Genomic DNA, 21,627 nt, shown 5'->3' with positions numbered 1-21,627 from the left:
ACGTTTCGTGCGCTCACCCCGGCAACAGCTTGCGATGCGTTTGCACGGACATGAGGATGCCGAAGCCGGCGAGCAGCGTCACCATGGAGGTCCCGCCGTAGCTCACCAGCGGCAGTGGCACGCCCACCACCGGCAGGATACCGACGACCATGCCGGTGTTGACGAAAACGTATACGAAAAACGTCAGGGTCAGGGCGCCACTCAGCAGGCGAGTGTAGGCATCCTGCGCCTGGAGCGAAATGTGGATGCAGCGGCCGATGATGAACAGGTAGATCGCCAGCAACCCCAGACAACCAAGAAGCCCGAACTCCTCGGCCACCACGGCGAAGATGAAGTCGGTCGACTTCTCCGGCAGAAACTCCAGCTGGGCCTGGGAGCCCTGCAGCCAGCCCTTGCCATAGAACCCACCGGAGCCGATGGCGATCTTGGACTGGATGATGTGATAGCCGCGGCCCAGAGCATCCGCCTCGGGATTCAGGAACATCAATACCCGGTCCCGCTGGTAATCGTGCAGAAAATGCCAGACCACAGGCAGCAGCCCTGCCCCGGCGCCGCCGAGCACCAGCAGGTAGAGCCAGCGGATGCCGGCGAGGAATACCGCCACCGCTCCGGCGGCGCCGACCAGGATCGCCGTCCCCAGGTCGGGCTGTTTGGCGATCAGCCCCACCGGTATCGCGATGAACACGCCGGCCACGGCGACATGCCGGAAGGCCGGCGGAACCGGACATTCGGACAGATACCAAGCGACCGTCATCGGCACCGCCAGCTTGAGGATTTCCGACGGCTGGAACCGCACCACGCCGAGGTCGAGCCAGCGCTGTGCCCCTTTCCCGATCTCTCCCATGACCAGCACCGCGGCCAGCAACAACACCCCCACGCCCCAAAGCAGCGGGCTGTAAAAACGGAAATGGCGCGGATGGATCTGAGCGATGGCCAGCATCACCGCCATGGCCAGCAGCAGACGGATTCCCTGCCGCAACAGCACGTCGAAGCTCTGGGCCGACGCCGAATACAGGATCACCAGGGCCACACCGGACAGGGTCACCAGGCCGGCGAACAGCGGGATATCGATGTGGATCCGCTTCATGATGCGTTCGAAGCGGGTTTCCCCGGCAGAGAAACCGGCCAGCCCGGGATCGTATCTCATGGGGCACTCCCGCTCAGATAGCGCTCCATCACCGCCCGGGCGACCGGCGCGGCGACCGAGCCGCCGTGCCCCCCGTGCTCGGCGATCACGGCCACGGCGATGCGGGGTTGCTCCGCCGGGGCGAAGGCGATGAACAACGCATGGTCCCGCATCTCCTTGCTCACCTCCGACTCCCGGTATTTCTGTCCCTGCGCCACCGAGAAGACCTGGGCCGTCCCGGTCTTGCCGGCAATATGGTAGGCAAGGCCGCCGGCGATGCTCTTCGCGGTCCCGCGGGGGCTGTGCACGACGTCGATCATCGCCTGGATCACCGTGTCCCAATGCTCCGGCGCGATGGCCAGTTCCTCCCGGCGGCGTTCTTCCGGCGCCGCGCCGGCCCCTCCCTGCACCCCATCGAGCAACCGCGGCGTGACCACGCGACCCCGGTTGGCCAGAATGGCGGTGGCCCGCGCCAGTTGCACCGGCGTCACCCCCACGTAGCCCTGGCCGATGCCGGTGATGACCGTCTCTCCAGGAAACCAGGGGTATTTGCTGCGCTTCTTCTTCCATTCCTTGGAGGGATAGACGCCCGGCAACTCACCCGGAATGTCGATCCCGGTGCGCGTGCCGAAGCCGAACCGCCCCATGAATTCGCTCAGCTTGTCGATGCCCAGACTGAGGGCCAACTTGTAGAAATACACGTCGCAGGACTGGGTGATCGCCGATTTCAAATCGACGGCGCCGTGGCCGCCTTTGCGCCAGTCGCGGTACTGGTGGGAGGAATTGGGCAACTGGAAATAGCCGGGGCAGGACACCTTGCGGTCGGCGGCGAGGTCCCCGACTTCGAGTCCCGCCAGCCCTTCGAACGGCTTCACCGTCGACCCCGGCGGATAGACGCCGCGCAGGGCACGGTTGTACAGAGGACGGTCCGGCGAGGCCTGCAGCCGGTCGTAATCCGCCTTGGGAATGCCGTACACGAAGGGATTGGGATCGAAGCTCGGCTTGCTGACGAAGGCCAGCACCCGACCCGTCGCGGGCTCCATCGCCACCACCGCACCGTTGTAGTCACCCAGGGCGTCGACCGCCGCGCGCTGCAGGGTGATGTCCAACGACAGGCGCAGATCGGCCCCCGGGATGGGCGGTACCGTGTTGAGAACGCCGATCGAGCGGCCCTGCACATTGGTTTCCAGCTCCTGGTGGCCGGTCCGGCCGTGGAGCAACGTCTCGTAGGTCTTTTCGATCCCACTCTTGCCGATGTGGTAGGTGCCGCTGTAGAGCGAAGGATCGAGCGTCTTCAGATCCGCCTCGCTGATGCGGCTGACGTAGCCTACCGCATGCGCCGTGAGTTCGGCGTAAGGATAGGTCCGGATCATGCGCACGGCAATCTGGACGCCGGGAAAGAACGGCTGCTTGACCGCGAAACGCGCGATCTGTTCTTCATCCAGCCGCATCTTGAGAGGGATGCTCTCGAAGCTCTTGTGCTGGGATCGAAGCTTGCGGAACCGGCGCACGTCCTCGTCGCTCAGCCCGAGCAGGGTCTGGAGTTCCGCCAGCGTTGCGTCCAGGTCGTCGATGCGTTCCGGCACCAGTTCCAGACTGTACGAAGGGACGTTGTCGGCCAGTACCTCGCCATTGCGGTCGAAGATGACGCCCCGTGTCGGCGGCAACGGTGCGATCTTGACGCGGTTGTCCTGTGACAGGGTCGCGTAGTGCTCGTGACCGACGATCTGCAGATAAACCAGACGCGCGACCAGCGCCGCCACCGCCAGCAGCAGCAGGACCACGCTGAAGGCGATGCGGGACTGGAATACCCGAACGTCGTTCGGGAATCTGCGGGCGGCTCGGATATTCATGGCTGCGGCAGGGCCGGCGCAGGCATGAGGCTACGCCGCGCCGTGACGGCGCCCCAGGCCGTCGAGCGCGACGCGGACCCAGGGCCAGACCAGCCCGCCGGACAACGCCGCGAACCAGTAGCCTTCCGGCGCACTGGCCAGTCCCCGGATATGGCGTGTCCACAGGGTGAGCAGGAGCCCCAAGCCGAGCAGCAGCACGACGGCCAAAACCTGCTGCACCATCGAATAGACCCGAAATCGCCGGTGAAATCGCACGCCGACATAGATGACCACACTGTATGCCAGCGCATCTTGCCCCAGCAACCGGCCCGTCAGCGCATCCGCCAGGAGGCCGGTCAGCCAGGCCGTACCGACGCCGACGCGGTCGGGAACCATCACGGCCCAATAGATCAGCACCAGCAGAATCCAGTCCGGGTTCCACAGCGCCCAATCTTGCGGCAAAGGGACGATCCGCATCGCCATCGCAGCGGCCAGGCTCGCGAAAATCAGGATACGGGAGGGTGTTCGCCTAGTGCGCCACATGCGGAGCCGCTGCGCCGGACGGGCTTTCCCCCGTCTCGTCCCGAGTCTGGACATCGCTGCGGGTCCAGACCAGCAGAACCTCGCGGATACGGTCCAGGGGGGCGACCGGCTCCGCCGAGACCTTGGCGAGCGAACTGCCGGTGCTGGAAATGTCCACCACCGTCGCCACCGGATAGCCGGCGGGAAACACGCCGCCCATGCCGGAGGTCACCAACCGGTCGCCCTCCCGGATGTCGGCGCTGCCGCTGAGGTAGGGCAGGATCAGCCGGTCGATCCGGCCGGTGCCCACCGCGATCGTCCGCAGCCCGTTCCGCTCGACCTGGACCGGAATGGCATGATTCGGATCGGTGATCAGCATCACTTCGGCACTGACCGGCGAAACGCGCAGCACCTGCCCGACCACGCCGCGGGCATCGAACACCGGCTGGCCGACGTGGACACCGATGTTCGAACCCTTGTTGGCCAGCACCAGGTGCTCGTAGGGCACCAGATTGATGGACAGCAGTTCGGCAATCAGGAAATGCTCGCCGATCTTGATCGAGGCGCCCAGCAGCGCCCGCAGACGGATGTTTTCCTGCTCCAGCGCGGAGAATTTAGCCAGCCTGGCTTCCAGACGCAGGCTCTCCTCCTTGAGCCTTTGATTTTCTTCCAGGAGGCTGGCATAGCCGGACACGTTTTCCCGGAGCCACTCGGCGAAGCGCACAGGCGCACTGACGAACTGCTGCAGAGGATAGACCGCGGCATCCAGCCCGCCCCGGAGCGCGCCGATCGCTCCCCGCCGGTCGGCCGCGAGCAGGACCAGCGAGACGACGGCGAAAACCAGCAGCCGGAAATTCTGGGCCGGCTTCTTGGTGAATGCGAGCTTGATGGCGCGCCCCTCTCGTATCAACGCTGATGGGGAACGGAACTATTCGAGGAAGAAGGGGGTACCGCCTTTCCGGTCCAGCAGCTCCAGCACTTTGCCACCGCCGCGGGCGACGCAGGTCAGCGGATCCTCGGCCACCACCACCGGCAAACCGGTCTCCTCGGCGATGAGCCGGTCGATGTCCTTCAGCAAAGCGCCCCCTCCGGTGAGGACGATGCCCCGCTCCGCCACGTCGGCACCCAGTTCCGGCGGAGTCTGCTCGAGCGCCTGCTTGACCGCTTCCACCACGCCCGCGAGCGGTTCCTGCAAGGCTTCGAGGATCTCGTTGCTGTTCAGGGTGAAGCTGCGCGGGATGCCTTCCGCCAGGTTGCGTCCCATCACGGCGATTTCCTTGACCTCGCTGCCGGGATACGCCGAACCGATCTCGTGCTTGATGCGCTCGGCGGTGGCCTCGCCGATCAAGGTTCCGAAGTTGCGCCGGACGTAATTCATGATCGCCTCGTCCAGCCGGTCGCCGCCGATGCGCACCGACGCCGCATACACCACGCCGTTGAGCGAGATGATGGCGACTTCCGAGGTGCCTCCGCCGATGTCGATCACCATCGAGCCGCGGGCCTCGCTCACGGGCAGGCCGGCGCCGACCGCGGCGGCGATCGGCTCCTCGATCAGGTAGACCTCACGTGCCCCGGCGCCCTCGGCGGAATCCTTGATCGCCTTGCGCTCCACCTGGGTCGAGCCGCAGGGCACGCAGATCAGGACCCTGGGGCTCGGCCGCAGCAGCCGGTTCGGGTGGACCTTGTGGATGAAATACTGGAGCATCTTTTCCGTCAGGGTGAAGTCGGCGATGACGCCGTCCTTCATCGGACGGATGGCAGTGATGTTCCCCGGCGTGCGTCCGAGCATGGACTTGGCCGCGGACCCCACGGCGGCGATGGACTTGGCCCCGCGGTTCTTGTCCTCCCGGATGGCCACCACCGAGGGCTCGTTCAGGACGATGCCCTGACCTCTGATGTAAATCAGGGTGTTGGCCGTGCCCAGATCAATCGACAGATCGTTCGAGAAATAACCGCGCAGACGCTTAAACATCGGGAACCGGCCTGGCAAAAAAGCATACTCTAGCAACGGGCTGGGGGGGCCAGCAAGACATGCGGTATGATATGGATCACATCGTCCATCAACAGGATACGCTCATGTCGCTCAGCGCCGCGGAAGTCAACAAAATCGCATGGCTGGCACGCCTCGCCATCGACGACGACAAGGTCGAGGCCTATGCCCACGACCTGTCGCAGATTCTCGGCTTCGTCGAACAACTCGGCAGCGTCGACACCGGCCGGGTCGCGCCGATGGCGCACCCCCTGGACGAGGCCCAGCGCCTGCGTCCCGACGACGTCACCGAGACCGACCAGCGCGCTCTGTTCCAGGCCCATGCCCCCCTCGTCGAAGCCGGACTCTATCTGGTGCCCAAGGTCATCGAATAAACCGGTTCCGCCGCCCTTTTTTTCAAAATTCGCACATTTCGGAGCCCCACCGCATGCATCGCAAGACCCTCGCCGAACTGGCCGCCGGTCTCGAACGGAGAGAATTCAGCAGCGTCGAGCTGACGCAAGCCCACCTCGCGCGCATCGAGCGGCTCGACCCCGCCCTCAACAGCTTCATCACGACCACCCCCGAAATCGCCCTGGCCCAGGCCCGCGCCGCCGATGAGCGCCTCGCCAAAGGCGAAGCCGGCCCCCTGACGGGCATCCCCATCGCCCAGAAGGACATCTTCTGCACGAAAGGCGTGCGCACCAGCTGCGGCTCCAGGATGCTGGACAGTTTCGTCTCGCCCTACGACGCCTGCGTGGTCGAGCGCTTCAACGCTGCCGGCGCGGTCATGCTCGGCAAGCTGAACATGGACGAATTCGCCATGGGCTCGTCCAACGAGACCAGCTACTACGGGCCGGTGAAGAATCCCTGGAACACCGCCACGGTACCCGGGGGCTCCTCCGGCGGCTCGGCCGCAGCGGTCGCGGCGCGGCTGGTACCAGGCGCGACCGGCACCGACACCGGCGGCTCGATCCGGCAGCCCGCGGCCTTCTGCGGCATCACCGGCCTCAAGCCGACCTACGGCCGGGTCTCGCGCTGGGGCATGATCGCCTTCGCGTCCAGCCTGGATCAGGCCGGCCCGATGGCGCGCACTGCCGAGGATTGCGCCATCATGCTGCAGACCATGGCCGGTTTCGACGAGCGCGACTCGACCTGCGTCGACCGGCCGGTGCCGGACTACCGCGCCGCCCTCGGCAACGATCTGGACGGCTTGCGCATAGGGCTGCCCAAGGAATTTTTCGGCGAAGGGCTCGATCCCGCCATCGCCGGCCTGATCCACGCGGCCGTGGACGAGTACAGAAGGCTCGGCGCCATCGTCAGGGAAATCTCGCTGCCGAACATGCATCTGTCGGTCCCGGCCTATTACGTGGTCGCTCCGGCGGAATGCTCGTCCAACCTGGCCCGGTTCGACGGCGTGCGCTTCGGCCACCGCTGCGAAAACCCCACCGACCTGGCCGATCTCTATACTCGCTCGCGGGGCGAGGGCTTCGGAGCCGAGGTCAAACGCCGCATCCTGATCGGCACCTATGCGCTGTCGGCCGGCTATTACGATGCCTACTACCTCAAGGCCCAGAAGATCCGCCGCCTCATCAGCGAGGACTTCCGCCGCGCCTTCGAGGAGGTCGACGTCATCATGGGCCCGACCGCGCCCTCGGTCGCCTTCGAGTTCGGCGCCAAGAGCGCAGACCCGATCGCCATGTATCTGTCGGACATCTACACCATCGCCGTGAACCTGGCTGGCCTGCCCGGCATGTCGATCCCGGTGGGCTTCTCCAACGGCCTGCCCGTCGGCATGCAGATCATCGGCGGCTATTTCAGTGAGGACCGGCTGCTGAACGTCGCCCACCGCTATCAGCAGGCCACCGACTGGCATACCCGCACCCCGGCCGGCATCGCCGATTGACCCACAGCTTCAAGGTGTAACCGAACATGGAATGGGAAACCGTCATCGGGCTGGAAATCCACGCCCAGCTCGCCACCCGCTCGAAAATTTTCTCCGGCGCCCCCACCGCCTACGGCGCCGAACCCAACACCCAGGCCTGCGCCATCGACCTGGGCCTGCCCGGCGTGCTGCCGGTGCTCAACCGCGAGGCCGTGCGCATGGCGGTCAAGTTCGGCCTGGCCATCGGCGCCGAGATCGCGCCGGTGTCGGTGTTCGCCCGCAAGAATTACTTCTATCCCGATCTGCCCAAGGGCTACCAGATCAGCCAGTATGATCTGCCGGTGGTCGCGCGCGGTAAGCTCAGCATCAACGTCGACGGGAAAGCGCTGACCATCGGCATCACCCGCGCTCATCTGGAGGAAGACGCCGGCAAGTCGCTGCACGAGGACTTCCACGGCTACACAGGCATCGACCTGAACCGGGCCGGCACGCCGCTGCTGGAAATCGTGTCTGAACCGGATCTGCGCTCGGCCAAGGAAGCCGTGGCCTACATGAAGAAACTGCACGCCCTGGTGCGCTACCTGGAAATCTGCGACGGCAACATGCAGGAAGGTTCGTTCCGCTGCGACGCCAACGTATCGGTCCGGCCCAAGGGCCAGACGAAGTTCGGCACCCGCGCCGAGATCAAGAACCTCAACTCCTTCCGCTTCGTGGAAAAGGCGATCAACCACGAGATCGCACGCCAGATCGAGATCCTGGAAGGCGGCGGCGAGGTGATCCAGGAAACCCGGCTGTACGACTCGGTCAAGGACGAGACCCGTTCCATGCGCAGCAAGGAGGAGGCCAACGACTACCGCTACTTCCCCGACCCGGATCTCTTGCCGCTGGAAATCAGCAGCGGCTTCATCGAGGAGGTCAAGGCCACGCTGCCGGAGCTGCCGGACGCCAAGCGCGACCGGTTCAAGGCACAGTACGGCCTCAGCGATTACGATGCGGAAGTGCTGACCGCCAGCCGGGAAATGGCCGATTTCTACGAAACCGTGGTCCGCGAGGCCGCCGGCGACCCCAAGCTGTGCGCCAACTGGGTGATGGTGGAACTGTCCGGCCTCCTCAACAAGGACGGCCTGGAGATCACCGCATCGAAGATCGATGCCGCCGGACTGGCCAGCCTGGTCCGCCGCATCGCCGACGCTACGATTTCCGGCAAGATCGCCAAGCAGGTGCTGGAAACCATGTGGAACGAAGGCGGCAGCGCCGACGACATCATCGAGAGACAGGGCCTCAAGCAGATCACCGACACCGGCGCCATCGAGTCGATCATCGACCAGATCATCGCCGCCAACCCGGAGCAATTGGCCCAGTACCGCGCGGGCAAGGACAAACTGTTCGGCTTCTTCGTCGGCCAGGCCATGAAGGCCACCCAGGGCAAGGCCAATCCCGCCCAGCTCAACGAACTGCTCAAGAAGAAGCTGCAGTAATCCGAAAAGAGAAAGCGTCTTTCGGTGAGGTCTCGGGTCTCTCCGAAAGGCGAGAGCCGGCCCTGCCAGCCCTTCCGCCGGGGCGGCGGGCCGGCTACCCTAGGTGAATCGTCCAGTCCCTGCTGCTTAAGGATGAAACACCGAGGGCCTTCCCATGAAACGTAAGCACCACGCGACCCGGAAACCTCACCCGCCGGCGCACTGGCATCTGCTGGAACCGTGGCAGATCACTGCCTGGCTCAAGGTCGACCCGCAGAAGGGACTGTCGCAACGGGAGGCCGAACAACGGCTCGCCGAACGGGGCCCCAACCTCATCATCGAGCAGCGGCCGCGCGGCCCGCTGGCCATGCTGCTGGGTCAGTTCGCCGACTTCATGATCGGCGTCCTGATGCTGGCCGGCATCGTTTCCGGCCTGGTCGGCGAGATCGCCGATACCGTGACCATCGTGGTGATCATCATCCTCAACGCGGCCATCGGCTTCGTCCAGGAATACCGTGCCGAGCGCGCCATTGCGGCCTTGAAGAGCATGGCCGCCCCCCTCGCGCGGGTGGTGCGGGACGGGCAGCATCACGAGCTGCCGGCCCACGAGCTGGTTCCCGGCGACCTGGTGCTGCTGGAAGCGGGTAACATCGTGCCGGCCGACATCCGTCTGCTGGACACGGCCCAATTCCGAGTGGAAGAGGCCGCCCTCACCGGCGAGTCCCAGCCGGTCGGCAAGTCCACCGAAGCGATACGCAATCCCGACGCTGCGCTCGGTGACCGCCGCAACATGGTCTACAAGGGCACGGTCGTCACCTACGGCCGGGGCCTGGGCAGCGTGATCGCCACCGGCATGGAAACGGAACTCGGCAAGATCGCCCAGCTCCTGCGCGAGGAGAAGGAAAGCCGCACGCCCCTGCAGAACCGCCTCGCCCAACTCGGGAAGCGGCTGGCGCTGCTGGTGCTGGCGATCTGCGCCATCATCTTCGTCGTCGGACTGCTGCGGGGCGAACAGCCGATACTGATGTTCCTCACCGCCGTCAGCCTCGCGGTCGCCGCCATTCCGGAAGCCCTGCCGGCCGTCGCGACCGTCTCCCTGGCGCTGGGCGCGCGCAAGATGATCCGCCAGCACGTGCTGATCCGCCGCCTCCCGGCGGTCGAAACGCTGGGTTCGGTCACCTATATCTGCTCGGACAAGACCGGCACGCTCACTCAGAACCGGATGCGGGCCGAGGCGTTCTATGCCGACGGCCGGCCGGGCCCGGAGCTGCCGGAGCCGATGCTGCGGGCCATGGCCCTGAACAACGATGTCCGGGTCGACAAGGAGGGGCGTCTCCTGGGAGATCCCACCGAGACCGCCCTGTACGAAGCCGCCGCCGCAGCCGGCCATTCCGGCATCGATCTCGCCGCCTCATGTCCGCGCACCGCCGAAATTCCTTTCGATTCCGAACGCAAGCTGATGACGACGCTGCACCGTGAAGGGGAAGGACTGGTCGCCTACACCAAAGGCGCGCCGGAAATGCTGTTGCCGCGCTGTCGGACGGTATGGAGAATCCAGGGTCCCGTCCCCATCCAGAGCGACGAGCTACATGAGATTGCCGAACGCATGGCGGCGGAGGGGCTGCGGGTCATGGCCCTCGCTTTCCGGGAATGGCCGGAGCCGCCGGCGGAGCCGAGTCCGGAAACCGTCGAAACCGGGCTGTGCTTCCTCGGCTTCGTCGGCCTCATGGACCCGCCGCGGCCCGAAGCCGCGGAAGCCGTGGCTCTGTGCAAGACGGCGGGAATCAAGCCAGTCATGATCACCGGCGATCATCCCGCGACCGCACGCACCATCGCCCTCCGCCTCGGCATCGCCGACGAGGACGCCCCGGTCCTGACGGGCGAGGAACTGGCCCGCCTGAGCCTGGCGGAATTCGAGAAACGGGTGGAGGAAATCCGGGTCTACGCCCGCGTCGCCCCGGAGCAGAAGATCAAGATCGTCCGGGCCCTGCAGGACAAAGGCGAGTTCGTGGCGATGACCGGCGACGGGGTGAACGATGCGCCCGCCCTGAAATGCGCCAACATCGGCGTGGCCATGGGAAAGACCGGTACCGACGTGGCGCGGGAAGCCTCACACATGATCCTCCTGGACGACAACTTCGCTTCCATCGTCGCCGCCGTGCGGGAAGGGCGGCGCATCTTCGACAACATACGCAAGTTCATCAAATACACGATGACGAGCAATTCGGCGGAGATATGGACACTGTTCCTCGCGCCGTTCCTCATGCTCCCCATTCCACTGCTCCCCATCCACATCCTGTGGATCAATCTCGTCACCGACGGCCTGCCGGGCCTGGCCCTTGCGGTCGAGCCCCAAGAACGCGGCATCATGCAGCGCCCCCCGCGTCCGCCTCAGGAAAGCATCTTCGCGCATGGCATGTGGCAACACATTCTCTGGATCGGGCTGCTGATGGGGGGCGTTTCTTTGCTGTCGCAGGCATGGGCCTACCATACCGGTTCGGCTCACTGGCAAAGCATGGTGTTCACCGTGCTCACCCTGTCGCAGATGGGGCATGTCCTTGCCGTCCGATCGGAACGGGTGTCGTTCTTCGCGCTGGGCTTCTTCTCGAACAAGCCCCTGCTCGGCGCCGTCCTGCTCACATTCCTGCTGCAGATGGCAGTGCTCTACATCCCGGCCCTCCACCCCATCTTCCGGACGGAGGCCTTGGAACCGCATGAACTGGCTGCCTGTCTCGTCCTGTCCACCCTCGTGTTCTGGGCAGTGGAACTGGAGAAATGGATGCGTCGGCGCGGCTGGATCTATCGGGAAGACCGCCAGACCGCCGCCTGACGGATCATTCCGGGGCCAACAGGAGTTCGACCTCGCGCGGCCTGGACGACGATCCGATACGGAAGCCCCGCATTTCCAGCACTCCTTTCGTGCCCAGCGAAACGATGAGATGCAGCGCCTCCGGGTAAGCGGCGAACTCGAGGTCGGCCGGGGATGGAATGGCTGCGGCCGTGGGGTGTGAATGGAAAATCGCGAACAGTTCCTCCCCCCGCTCCCGCATGGCGCGCAGGGCGTCGATCTGCCCCTTGGGATCGAGAAGAAAACGGCATTCCGGGCGTTCGGCGACGTTGGGCACCGGATAACAGCGCATCCTCCGCCCAGCGGTGGCACCGACCAGCCCGCAGACCTCGCGCTCCGGCGATGCCTGGGCCAAACGCAGAATCTGATTGATCAGACACCTGGGAATCACACACTGTTCCTTGGTCACTGAGGTCGTCTCCCGTAGCGGACGTTCAAGACGGCCTGCCTGAAGGTGCCGTCCAGATATGCGCTTCCATGACGCCGAAGCCGGCGGGGCGATCGTAAGCCGTCTGCAGGACCTGGACTCGCCGGGCCTTCCCTCGGTAAGCCAGGTCGCGCCCGCCCGCCTTCGCCGACACGGCAACGTCGTAAATCCCGGCATCCAGGCCGAGGAAGGGCAGTTCCACCCGAAGGCGCCCCCGCCCCCCGGCCAGGCATGGCCGGCTGTCCGCCGGCGTCAGTGTGCTGGCTGCGAACAGACCCGCCGTATTCCAGAATTCGAGCCGCAGATCGACGGCCTCGAAATCGCGCTCGGCCCGGTATTCCAGTTCGAACGCCAACGGCTGGCCGGGGTTGGCCTGCAATGGCTCGTCCGCCGACCCGGAAAAATCCAGCCCGGCGGAAACGTCCGGAGGTCTAGTCGGCAAGACGCCGAGCGACTTCAGGTCGCGATTGAGATAACCCACGGCCTCGTAGTATTTCCCGAACACGGCTTCCGGCCGTCCCTCGACCACGGTCTGGCCGTCGAACAGCAGCAGGCAGCGGTCGGCCACATGGAGCACGTTCATTTCGGAATGGGATACGAAGACCAGGGCGCTGCCTTCACGCTTGAGGGTCTGGAGCCGCTCGAGACAGCGCAACTGGAATGCGACGTCACCCACCGCCAGCACTTCGTCGATGAGCAGGATATCGACCGGCATGCAGGTGGCGATGGCGAACTCCAGGCGGGCGTACATGCCATCGGAATAATGCTTGACCGGTCGCTCCAACACCGCCTCCAGTTCGGCGAAGGCCACGATTTCGTCCAGCCTGGCGTCGCTGTCGCGCTTGGACAGTCCCAGCTCGGCGCACTTGAGATAGACGTTTTCGCGCCCGCTGTACATCGGCTGGAGCCCGTGTCCCAAGCGGATCAGCGATTTCACCGCCCCGTGCAATTCGATCCGCCCGGCGTCTGGGCGGTATTCGCGGCCGAGCATCCGTAGCAGCGTACTCTTGCCCGCACCGTTGGGGCCGACCAGTCCCAGGCACTCGCCCGCCGCGACTTCGAGGGACACGTCTCGCACCGCCCAGAATTCACCCGCCCGCAAGACCGGCGTCGGCCGTCGCCCGATCAGGCGCCGCCCCAGATCCTGCGTACGATGCCATAGCGAATGCCCCAGGGAGCGGGAAAATTTCTTGCCGAGCCGGTGGGCCAGGATACGGGGGAAACTCACGGTCGGGACGAGGATGTCGGTTAGAATGCACAGCTTTCGCCGGTTCCAACTTAAACCAGCCCCGCGCCCAGGTAAAGCCTTGACATCGCCCTCCTCGATCCTCCTCTACTGCCGCCGCGGCTTCGAAAAGGAATGCGCGGCCGAAATCCTGGTCCAAACCCAGGCGGCGGGGATTTCCGGCCATGTCCGGGCCAAGGAGAACTCGGCCCATGTGGTCTTCGTGGCGCACGAGCCCGAGATCCTGGCCAACCGAGCCGCCAGGCTGCGGTTCGACGCACTGATATTCGCCCGCCAGCGGATCTTCGCCAGCGGACCGTTGGCCGACCTCCCGGTCGACGACCGGATCACCCCGCTCCTCGACACGGCGGCCGGCTTGCAGCGGCGCTATTCGACGCTCTGGCTGGAAACCGCGGACACCAACGAGGCCAAGGAATTGGCCGCCTTCACCCGCAAGTTCGAGCGTCCTTTCGCCGCCGCCGCGGCCGGCCTGCTCGGCGGCGGACCGCAGGCCCCACGCCTGCACGTGTTCTTTCTGACGTCGACCGCCGCCTATCTGGGCTACACGCTGCCGGACGATTCGGCGCCGTGGCCCTGCGGCATCCCCCGCCTCAAGCTTCCCCGCTCCGCGCCGAGCCGGTCCACGCTCAAGCTCGAAGAAGCGTTCCTGGTATTCGTCGACCGGCCCGAAACCATGCTGCGCCCCGGCATGAGCGCCGTCGACCTGGGCGCCGCCCCCGGCGGCTGGACCTGGCAACTGGTGCGGCGCCACATCCGCACCACTGCCGTCGACAATGGCAACCTGGATCCAGCACTGTTGGACTCCGGTCTGGTGACCCATTTGCGCACCGACGGTTTCCGTTTCCGCCCTTCCAGGCCGGTCGACTGGCTGGTCTGCGACATGGTGGAACAGCCCTCGCGGATCGCTCGGCTGGTGGCCGACTGGGCGGCCGACGGCGCCTTCCGCTATGCCGTGTTCAATCTAAAATTGCCGATGAACAGGCGCTACGAGGAAGTCGAACGCTGCCGCGGCTTGATCGAGGAACGGCTAGCCGCACAAGGGGTGTCCCACCGCCTGAGATTCCGCCAGCTCTACCACGACCGGGAAGAAGTGACGGGATTTCTCGAGCTGGTGTCTTAGATCAAACGTTCCCGAAGGGAGAGAGGCTTGAAACTCATGCGTTCGCCGCTCCTGGAGTCGCCGATGCGCAGAACCGCCGCTTTCACCCTGATCGAACTCATGATCGGGATCGCCCTCGCCGCCGTCCTGCTCACCGTGGGCATACCCGGTTTCCGCGATCTGATCCTGGACAACCGCATGGCGGCCCAGATCAATTCGCTGGTGGCCGACTTGAGCTATGCCCGCAGTGAGGCCGTGAAGCGCAACTCCGAGGTCACCGTATGCAAGCGGAACACCGCCGGCACCGGCTGCGACGACTCGAAGAATTGGACGGACGGCTGGATCGTGGTGGCCGGTGCAACTGTACTGAGAGTCCATGACCCGGTTTCTTCGTCGCTGACCATGACCATCAAGTACACCGGCAGCAACCGGGTGGTTTACGGCGGCAAGGGGTTCCTGAGCGGTGTGAACAACGGCACCTTCATCTTCTGCGACAGCCGCGGTTACACCAAGGCGCGAGGTCTGGTGCTGGCGATGACGGGACGCCTGCGGACCACCCGCGACGACGACGGCAACCAGATTCAGGAAAAGGGCAGCAATGGCGTCAATCTTTCCGAAAGCGACTGCCAATGAACCGGTCTCGCCCTAACGGCTTCACCCTGATCGAAGTACTCGTCAGCGTGTTCATCTTTGCCGTGGCGCTGCTGGGCCTGGCCGCCCTGCAGATCACCGCCCGCAAGGCCGCGTTCGAATCCGCCCAGCGCAGTCTGGCCGCAGCCATCGGCCAGGACGTGCTGGAGCGGATGCGGCTGAACACCGAAGCCCTGTCCGGCTACACCGGGACCCTCAACGCGAACACCACGTTCAGCGACTCGCTCGACTGCGCGGGGCCGGCCAACCTGGCGGTCTGCGATCGCCGCGACTTCCAGCGCAGCCTGCTGGGCACCGCCGAAACGACCGGCACCGGAACGAATGTCTCCAAAACTGGCGGGCTGGCCAACCCCACGCTGTGCGTGACCAGCAGCAATGCAGGCGGCTCCGGCCAGTACACCGTCACCATCGTCTGGCGCGGCCGCGAGCCTGCCCTGCCCGAAGCAGGGTCGGAAAACGCATCTGACACCTGCGGCAACGGCCAATACGGCACCAACAACGAATACCGCCGGATTTTCCGGATCAGCACCTATATCTGCCGCGAAGGCGTCAGCGGAGGATGCATCTGAGCATGAAAATTCCGAGATGGAGCGGCCTGATGGGGTTTTCCACGGTGGAACTGCTGATATCGATGGTGCTGGGCCTTTTGGTGGTCGGCGCCATCGGCAGTCTGTTCGTGCAGCACAAGACCAACTACCGCCAGAACGAGCAATTCGCGCTGATGCAGGAAAACGGACGGTTCACCCTCAACCTGCTGGCCAGCGACCTGGCGCTGGCGGGATTCTGGGGTGGCGCCGATTGCAACGACCTGAGCCGTTGCCCTTCCGCCTCGGCCATCAGCGTGCAGAATGACTGCGGAACCAACTGGACGACCACGACGACGTCCTCGTCTCCGGCCACGCACTACCTCATGGCCCCGTCGGCGGACTCGATACCTGCCGATTGGCCCTGCTTCAACTCCAACGACTATCTCAAGCCTGGAACCAATCTGCTGGCCCTTAGGCACGCAGAAGGCAAGCCCGTCTATTGTCAGACCGGAGAGGACAAAAGGAACGACCGTTTCGCGGGACTGATCTATCTGCGAACCAGCGGCTCCAATGGCAATCTCGTAAGACTTCCCGTATCCACCGCCACGCCGCCGGAGCCGCCCGACTGTCCGGTCAGCTCCAGCTCCGCGGCCTATTGGCGGTATGTCGTCCATGTCTATTACATCAGCCGAGGTTACACGGCGAGACAATGCGCCAGCAAACCCACCGATCCGCGGTGTGCGCCCAGGCTGATACGAAAGACCCTGGGTCGACAAACCGGGAACCCCATCATTTTCGAGTCGGATGACGGGGGAGAAATCGCCGAAGGTATCGAATATTTCCACATCGAATTCGGCATCGATGACGGCGACGGCAACATGACCGATGAGTCCTGCGACATGGATGGCATCCCCGAACGGTATCTCTCCACCCGGGAGGATTATGCCGCCATCACCCCCGACGAGCTCGACTGCGCCATCAGTGCCAGAGTCCACGTGTTGGTGCGTAGCATGGAATCCGATTCAAGCTACACTGATGACAAGACTTATACATTCGGCTCGGTGACACTGGGACCGTTCGGTGACCACTTCCGCCGAAAAGTGTTCACGACCACGGTACAGTTGCGGAACCAGCAATATCACTGAGCATTTCGTCGGAAGGGGAAGACGGCGATGGCCCGGAAAAGAAGCACGCAAAACGGCGCCGCCCTGGTCGTCGGCCTGCTGTTCACCATCGTGCTGACGATGCTGGGCATCGCGGCGATCCATTCCAGCAGCACCAGCGTCCGCATGGCGCGCAACGCCGAGGCCCGCATCAACGGCCTGCAGCAGGCGCAGGCGGCTGCCGACTACGTCGCGGCGGAAGCGATCGATCTCAACCTGGACCGGATGGGCAACAATGTACGTTGCACCGCAAGCTATCCCTACGGTACCTGCAACGGCCTGTCGCTGCCGGCCCTGCCATCACCGCTGACGACACCGCCGGTGCACGTCCGGGTCCGCGGCAGCATCGCCTTCGGCTCGTCCAGACGCGAGGAGGGCAACAAGGTCTTCGAGCGCGTCATCGAAAGCGACTACGACGGCGCGCCGGCCGGATCGTCCGCCGATGCCACCCGCGCCGGCGTGGTGTCCGCCGTCCGCGGCACCCTCGTCTCCAGCGGCTCGGTGCGTTACGACAGCGAAACTCCCGACCCGACACCGACACCCGCGCCCACCCCCTAGCACCTGTCGAATCCGGAGAAGAACGATGAAAATCCAACCCGCAATCATGGTGCTTTCGATCGCCGCCCCCTTCTGCGCCGGCCGGGCGGACGACACCGACATCTATTTCGCTGGCGGCGGCTCGCTGGGCGGGAAACCGCTGGTGATGTTCAGCCTGGACTACCGCTCGAACCTGGGCGCACTGGTATGCCAAGGCACCGGTGAAGACGACGAGCATGACGATCACAGATATGACCATCAGGAGGATGGCGACGATGAACACGGCGACGACTGCCATTCGCTGAGGACGACTGTCTCCCCCAGTTCGGGAACCACCTATCTGCCCTCGAGCGGCGACGTGACCCATTTCGACCTGATCCGGGCCGCCTTGCGCAAGGCCATGGACGATCTCGGCACCGAGCTCGCCACTGTCCGGGTGGGACTCATGATCAACCACGCCGATTCCACCACCGGCCAGTGCGGCGCCGGCCCCAGCGGCCAGTGCAGCAACGGCGCCTACGTGCTGAGAGGTTTCAGCACCGACAAGGCGCGCTTCCATGACGCCCTGGCCCGGATTCCCGTGCCGCAAGGCAACCTGGCCCACGACTTCCAGGGCAAGGAGCTCTATTTCGAGCTGTTCCGCTACCTGACCGGCCAGGCCATCTTCAACGGCCACAAGGGCTGGCAGGACTACGGCGACAGCAACCGGAACGACAACCTCGACGTCGACAACCCCGGAACGAGTTTCGACGACCGGCTGCTCAAGTGGGACAGCGGCATCGAAAACGGCACCAATTACGTGAGCCCACTGGTGGACAACTGCTCCAAGGTGTTCATGATCAACTTCATGTTCCAGGTCTCCAACAAGGACAACGACTCCGACGCCGCAATCAGGCAGAGCAAGGACTCGGGCGGTATGAACGGCCTCAATCCGGGCACCAGCAACAGCGCCTTCGCCAACGTGATCCGCTGGATGCGCGACGCCGATCTGGCGGACGGCACCTACGGCAGCGCCGGCAACCTGGAAGACGTACAGAACGTCACGTCCTATTTCTTCGTCGCTCCCACGAACATCAACACCACGACCAACGGTTACGCGGTCGCCGGCGGAACCAACAATGCGCTGCCGCTGAGCACCGATCCCACTGTGCTGATCGCCTCCCTCAAAGAGGTCTTCAAGGAAGTGCTGAGCGTGAGCACCACCTTCGTCTCGGCCGCCTCACCGGTTAACGTCTTCAACCGCACGGAGTCGCTGAATCACGCGTTTTTCTCCATCTTCCAGCCGGAACAGGCGCCCCGCTGGAACGGCAATCTGAAACGGCTCAAGCTGGCATCCGATCCCACCACGCACCGACTCCAGGTCCTGGACGCATCCAGTCCGCCGATCGAAGCGATCTCTCCCATCGACGGCAGGATCAAGCATGAAGCGCTCACCTACTGGACCAGCGCTTCCGGCTTCGATGTACAGACCTACGCCGATACCGGCAAGGGCGAAGTGGTTGGAAAAGACGGCCGCAGCGTGGGCCGCGGCGGCGGCGGCCAAAGAATCCCCGGATTCCTGACGAACTCGCCCGGCGACAGCAACTCCACCAGCGGCGCCCGGAAGCTCTATACCGAACCCGACAGTCTGAGCAACGGCACGGCGACGGCCCTGCGCGCACTGAACGCCGATTCGACCACCGCGGCTGCGCTCTGGAACACGCTCCGTCTGAACGGGGCGAAGAGCGGCGAGGTCTGGAGCGATGCCGCGAGCTACGGCACCGCCAGCAGCGACGATCAGGCCACGGCCGTGAAACTGCTCAAGTTCGCCCGCGGACAGGACGCCAACGACGAGGACGGCGACGGCAACTACACCGAGGCCCACCCCTGGGCGTCGCCGGCCAACCAGGCCAAGCGCAAGTGGCTGATGGCCGATCCGCTGCATTCGGCCGCCGTGCCGCTCAACTACGGCGCACGCAGCGGCTATTCGCGGGACGTTCAGGACGTCCGCATCCTGGTCTCCGGCAACGACGGCTTCCTGCACATGTTCCGCAATTCGGCTTCGGGAGGCACCACCACTGAAACACCCAGCGGCGTCGAGGACTGGGCCTTCATTCCCCGCCGGCTGCTCGGCAATCTAAAGCCGCTCTCGGACAACGGCGCGGCGACACCCCATGTCTACGGACTCGACGGCACCGCAGCGGTCTATGTCAACGACATGGACCGCGACGGCACCGTGAACGGCGCCGACCAGGTCATCGCCTTCATCGGCATGCGCCGCGGCGGCAAGGGCTATTACGCGCTCGACATCACCGATCCCGACACCCCGAGGATGCTCTGGACGATCGAGAAGAACGACGCCAGCGGAAACTTCAACGAACTCGGCTACACCTTCTCCGATCCCACCATCGCCCAGCTCGACTGGGGCGAAGGCCGCAAACCCGTGCTCATCTTCGGCGGCGGCTATGGCACCCGCAAAGACGAAGCCAGCGCCGCGAATGCCCGGAACGCGGCGACCGGCACCGACGACACCGAGGGCAACGCGATCTACATCGTCAACGCCAAAACCGGCGCACTGGTCTGGAAAGCAGTCAAAGGATCGGGTGCCTCATCGGCAACGACGTTCCAGCATGCCGGACTGGCCGACAGCATTCCCTCCAAGGTCACGGCGGTCGATACCGACGACAACGGTATGGTGGACCGCCTGTACGTCGGCGACACCGGCGGCGTGCTGTGGCGCGCCGACCTGGCCTACGTGCAACCGGACGGCACCACGTCCTACAACGAGCCCGCCCACTGGACCCTCACCCCCGTGCTCTCGGTTGGCCGCCATGCCGGACAGCCGGACCGGCGCTTCTTCCACCGTCCGGACTTCGTGCCGTCCCCCGCCGGCTCAAGCCGCTTCGATGCCGTGCTGATCGGCTCCGGCGACCGCGAGCACCCACTCGATACCAACGTCCAGAACCAGTTTTACATGTTCAAGGACACCTACGTCGCCAGCGGCTCGCCGCCGACGGGACCGGTCAAGACCCTGGCGGATCTCGACAACCTGACGAGCTCGACCACTGTCCATCCCGACAAATCCGGCTGGTACATCGACATCGGCAGTTCGGCCAGCGGCGAAAAAGTGCTCTCCAGCCCGCTCACCTACAACGGCTCGGTCTATTTCAGCACCTATGCGCCTCAGGGCGGAAGCGTTTCCGGACAGTGCGGACCCAACGAAGGCGAGTCGCTGACCTATGTCATCCGTCTCGCCGACGCGGCCGGCGTCTTCAACTTCAACGCGGCGACCCCGGCCAACGAGCGCTTCACCGTCACCGGCCGGGGACTGCCCAGCGATCCCGTCACCGTCGCCGTCAACGGTAAACTCTACGTCACGGCCGGCAACCTGCCGGCGAATCCCGACCTGTCCAATCCGGTCGGCAATTCCGGCATCAACCGGCTCTACTGGTACGAAAAGGAGTGAACGGACGTGGCCGAACCGAACGGAAAGGTGAGCGTCACTCCCGCCCCCCGGGCGGCAGGCGGCCTGGAGCCTGCCACGGACTCGATCCGGCGAGGGCGGGGATTCTCCCTGCTCGAACTGATGATCACCGTGGCCATCATCGGCATCCTCGCCACCGTCGCCTACCCGTCCTACAAAGAACACATCGTCCGGACCCGCCGCGCCGACGGCAAAGCCGCGCTCCTGCGGGCCGCCGCACGCGAGGAGCAGTACTTCATGGACAACAAGACCTATACGAGCGACGTCACCAGACTCGGTTTCGCCTCCAACGGGAAATCCGACGAAGGCCATTACGTCATTTCCGTGACCGCCGCCGACGCCAATGGCTTCACGCTGCAAGCGACGCCGCAGAGTCCGCACACCGACGCACTCTGCGGCAATCTCACCCTGAACTCCCTGGGCGTGAAAGGAAAATCCGGCTCCGGCTCGGTCGCCGATTGCTGGAACTGGTGAAAGCGGGAAGGGCGGTCAACCCGCCGCAGTGGAGACGGTGAGCCTCAATCCCCGATCCGCGCCAGCGAATCGATCACGGCTTTGGCCTCCGCCGGTCGCAGCCCGGTCGCCTCCCTCAGCCGATTGACCGCTCCACCCGGATTGCCGTCCCGGATCAGCCTGCGGATCTCCGCCGCGGTATCGGAGGGCAGCCTGACCATTTTTCCGTTCACGACCACGTCGACGGGCTGCGCATCGGAGGGAATGCCGGCCCCACCTGCGGTTCGTCCAGGAGCGGTCCGTGCCGGTCCGCCGATCCGGGACACCAGCCAGCCGAGAAAGAAGCCGAGGCCTGTCCCCAGCAGCAGGAAGGCATATTCCTTGGGGAATCCGGACAGGTTCGCGGCGGCTTCGTTCATGGG

General features: G+C 64.9%; 19 protein-coding genes. 11 read left to right on the top strand and 8 right to left on the bottom strand.

Features of this window, described 5'->3' with window-relative positions; genetic code table 11:
- Positions 1-13 precede the first annotated feature (13 nt).
- From rodA to H156_RS0106910, 5 genes are read right to left on the bottom strand one after another with little or no spacing between them, the layout of a single operon-like run.
- Positions 14-1,147 (bottom strand): rod shape-determining protein RodA, encoded by a 1,134-nt coding sequence (gene rodA, locus H156_RS0106930; RefSeq protein ID WP_010959474.1) that lies wholly within the window; start codon positions 1,145-1,147, stop codon positions 14-16.
- Entirely contained in the window at positions 1,144-2,979 is a 1,836-nt protein-coding gene (gene mrdA / locus H156_RS0106925) for a penicillin-binding protein 2 (protein ID WP_017365963.1), read from the bottom strand. The genes rodA and mrdA overlap by 4 nt, the downstream gene beginning before the upstream one ends.
- Before the next feature lie 30 nt (positions 2,980-3,009).
- A complete protein-coding gene (gene mreD, locus H156_RS0106920; RefSeq protein ID WP_036246190.1) occupies positions 3,010-3,501 on the bottom strand; it encodes a rod shape-determining protein MreD in 492 nt (163 codons plus the stop codon).
- Positions 3,488-4,390 (bottom strand): rod shape-determining protein MreC, encoded by a 903-nt coding sequence (mreC, locus tag H156_RS0106915; protein WP_017365961.1) that lies wholly within the window; start codon positions 4,388-4,390, stop codon positions 3,488-3,490. The genes mreD and mreC overlap by 14 nt, the downstream gene beginning before the upstream one ends.
- 18 nt (positions 4,391-4,408) lie before the next feature.
- Positions 4,409-5,452, bottom strand: coding sequence for a rod shape-determining protein (locus H156_RS0106910; protein ID WP_010959470.1), 1,044 nt, complete (start codon positions 5,450-5,452; stop codon positions 4,409-4,411).
- 104 nt (positions 5,453-5,556) lie between these two features.
- Here H156_RS0106910 and gatC point away from each other — a divergent pair, with 104 nt between their 5' ends.
- From gatC to H156_RS0106890, 4 genes are all read left to right on the top strand, one after another.
- Positions 5,557-5,844 (top strand): Asp-tRNA(Asn)/Glu-tRNA(Gln) amidotransferase subunit GatC, encoded by a 288-nt coding sequence (gene gatC / locus H156_RS0106905; RefSeq protein ID WP_017365960.1) that lies wholly within the window; start codon positions 5,557-5,559, stop codon positions 5,842-5,844.
- A 53-nt stretch (positions 5,845-5,897) separates the two neighbouring features.
- Positions 5,898-7,355, top strand: a complete 1,458-nt coding sequence (gene gatA, locus H156_RS0106900; RefSeq protein ID WP_017365959.1) for an Asp-tRNA(Asn)/Glu-tRNA(Gln) amidotransferase subunit GatA — start codon at positions 5,898-5,900, stop codon at positions 7,353-7,355.
- Positions 7,356-7,381: 26 nt separating this feature from the next.
- Positions 7,382-8,812, top strand: coding sequence for an Asp-tRNA(Asn)/Glu-tRNA(Gln) amidotransferase subunit GatB (gene gatB / locus H156_RS0106895; RefSeq protein WP_010959467.1), 1,431 nt, complete (start codon positions 7,382-7,384; stop codon positions 8,810-8,812).
- Positions 8,813-8,966: 154 nt separating this feature from the next.
- On the top strand, positions 8,967-11,621 hold the full coding sequence (locus tag H156_RS0106890; RefSeq protein ID WP_017365958.1) for a cation-translocating P-type ATPase: 2,655 nt from the start codon (positions 8,967-8,969) through the stop codon (positions 11,619-11,621).
- A 4-nt stretch (positions 11,622-11,625) separates the two neighbouring features.
- Here the strand turns inward: H156_RS0106890 and H156_RS0106885 are convergent, their stop codons facing one another.
- Both H156_RS0106885 and H156_RS0106880 read right to left on the bottom strand, forming a co-directional pair.
- Positions 11,626-12,048, bottom strand: coding sequence for a M67 family metallopeptidase (locus H156_RS0106885; protein ID WP_017365957.1), 423 nt, complete (start codon positions 12,046-12,048; stop codon positions 11,626-11,628).
- Positions 12,049-12,073: 25 nt separating this feature from the next.
- A complete protein-coding gene (locus H156_RS0106880) occupies positions 12,074-13,294 on the bottom strand; it encodes an ABC transporter ATP-binding protein (RefSeq protein WP_017365956.1) in 1,221 nt (406 codons plus the stop codon).
- Positions 13,295-13,373: 79 nt separating this feature from the next.
- Here H156_RS0106880 and rlmM point away from each other — a divergent pair, with 79 nt between their 5' ends.
- The 7 genes from rlmM (at position 13,374) to H156_RS0106845 (ending at position 21,226) form a co-directional block, all read left to right on the top strand.
- Positions 13,374-14,432 (top strand): 23S rRNA (cytidine(2498)-2'-O)-methyltransferase RlmM, encoded by a 1,059-nt coding sequence (rlmM, locus tag H156_RS0106875; protein ID WP_017365955.1) that lies wholly within the window; start codon positions 13,374-13,376, stop codon positions 14,430-14,432.
- Positions 14,433-14,495: 63 nt separating this feature from the next.
- A complete protein-coding gene (locus tag H156_RS16430) occupies positions 14,496-15,044 on the top strand; it encodes a GspH/FimT family pseudopilin (RefSeq protein ID WP_161625738.1) in 549 nt (182 codons plus the stop codon).
- A complete protein-coding gene (pilV, locus tag H156_RS0106865; protein ID WP_017365953.1) occupies positions 15,041-15,631 on the top strand; it encodes a type IV pilus modification protein PilV in 591 nt (196 codons plus the stop codon). Before H156_RS16430 ends, pilV begins: the two co-directional genes overlap by 4 nt.
- 2 nt (positions 15,632-15,633) lie before the next feature.
- Entirely contained in the window at positions 15,634-16,734 is a 1,101-nt protein-coding gene (locus tag H156_RS0106860; RefSeq protein ID WP_238536893.1) for a PilW family protein, read from the top strand.
- A 27-nt stretch (positions 16,735-16,761) separates the two neighbouring features.
- Positions 16,762-17,310 (top strand): pilus assembly PilX family protein, encoded by a 549-nt coding sequence (locus H156_RS0106855; protein ID WP_017365951.1) that lies wholly within the window; start codon positions 16,762-16,764, stop codon positions 17,308-17,310.
- Between the two features lie 25 nt (positions 17,311-17,335).
- Positions 17,336-20,734 (top strand): pilus assembly protein, encoded by a 3,399-nt coding sequence (locus H156_RS0106850; RefSeq protein WP_017365950.1) that lies wholly within the window; start codon positions 17,336-17,338, stop codon positions 20,732-20,734.
- A gap of 6 nt (positions 20,735-20,740) precedes the next feature.
- Complete coding sequence (locus H156_RS0106845) at positions 20,741-21,226, top strand: type IV pilin protein (protein WP_017365949.1); 486 nt, start codon at positions 20,741-20,743, stop codon at positions 21,224-21,226.
- A 44-nt stretch (positions 21,227-21,270) separates the two neighbouring features.
- On the opposite strand, the gene H156_RS0106840 is transcribed toward H156_RS0106845, so the two are convergent.
- Positions 21,271-21,624: a hypothetical protein gene (locus H156_RS0106840; protein ID WP_017365948.1), complete on the bottom strand. Its 354-nt coding sequence runs from the start codon at positions 21,622-21,624 to the stop codon at positions 21,271-21,273.
- Positions 21,625-21,627: the final 3 nt, after the last annotated feature.

The organism is Methylococcus capsulatus str. Texas = ATCC 19069, assembly GCF_000424685.1.
Taxonomy (GTDB): domain Bacteria; phylum Pseudomonadota; class Gammaproteobacteria; order Methylococcales; family Methylococcaceae; genus Methylococcus; species Methylococcus capsulatus.
Note: the sequence above shows the minus strand (reverse complement) of the source record. Positions and strands in the feature narration are given on the sequence as shown.

What these genes read in the sequence shown, in the direction of transcription:
- gatA (WP_017365959.1), top strand. Translation starts at nt 5,898, where the DNA reads ATGCATCGCAAGACCCTCGCCGAACTGGCCGCCGGTCTCGAACGGAGA.
- mreD (WP_036246190.1), bottom strand. Translation starts at nt 3,501, where the DNA reads ATGTGGCGCACTAGGCGAACACCCTCCCGTATCCTGATTTTCGCGAGC.
- H156_RS0106850 (WP_017365950.1), top strand. Translation starts at nt 17,336, where the DNA reads ATGAAAATCCAACCCGCAATCATGGTGCTTTCGATCGCCGCCCCCTTC.
- H156_RS0106840 (WP_017365948.1), bottom strand. Translation starts at nt 21,624, where the DNA reads ATGAACGAAGCCGCCGCGAACCTGTCCGGATTCCCCAAGGAATATGCC.
- H156_RS0106860 (WP_238536893.1), top strand. Translation starts at nt 15,634, where the DNA reads ATGAAAATTCCGAGATGGAGCGGCCTGATGGGGTTTTCCACGGTGGAA.
- mrdA (WP_017365963.1), bottom strand. Translation starts at nt 2,979, where the DNA reads ATGAATATCCGAGCCGCCCGCAGATTCCCGAACGACGTTCGGGTATTC.
- rodA (WP_010959474.1), bottom strand. Translation starts at nt 1,147, where the DNA reads ATGAGATACGATCCCGGGCTGGCCGGTTTCTCTGCCGGGGAAACCCGC.
- gatC (WP_017365960.1), top strand. Translation starts at nt 5,557, where the DNA reads ATGTCGCTCAGCGCCGCGGAAGTCAACAAAATCGCATGGCTGGCACGC.
- H156_RS0106890 (WP_017365958.1), top strand. Translation starts at nt 8,967, where the DNA reads ATGAAACGTAAGCACCACGCGACCCGGAAACCTCACCCGCCGGCGCAC.
- pilV (WP_017365953.1), top strand. Translation starts at nt 15,041, where the DNA reads ATGAACCGGTCTCGCCCTAACGGCTTCACCCTGATCGAAGTACTCGTC.
- gatB (WP_010959467.1), top strand. Translation starts at nt 7,382, where the DNA reads ATGGAATGGGAAACCGTCATCGGGCTGGAAATCCACGCCCAGCTCGCC.
- H156_RS0106855 (WP_017365951.1), top strand. Translation starts at nt 16,762, where the DNA reads ATGGCCCGGAAAAGAAGCACGCAAAACGGCGCCGCCCTGGTCGTCGGC.
- H156_RS16430 (WP_161625738.1), top strand. Translation starts at nt 14,496, where the DNA reads ATGCGCAGAACCGCCGCTTTCACCCTGATCGAACTCATGATCGGGATC.
- H156_RS0106910 (WP_010959470.1), bottom strand. Translation starts at nt 5,452, where the DNA reads ATGTTTAAGCGTCTGCGCGGTTATTTCTCGAACGATCTGTCGATTGAT.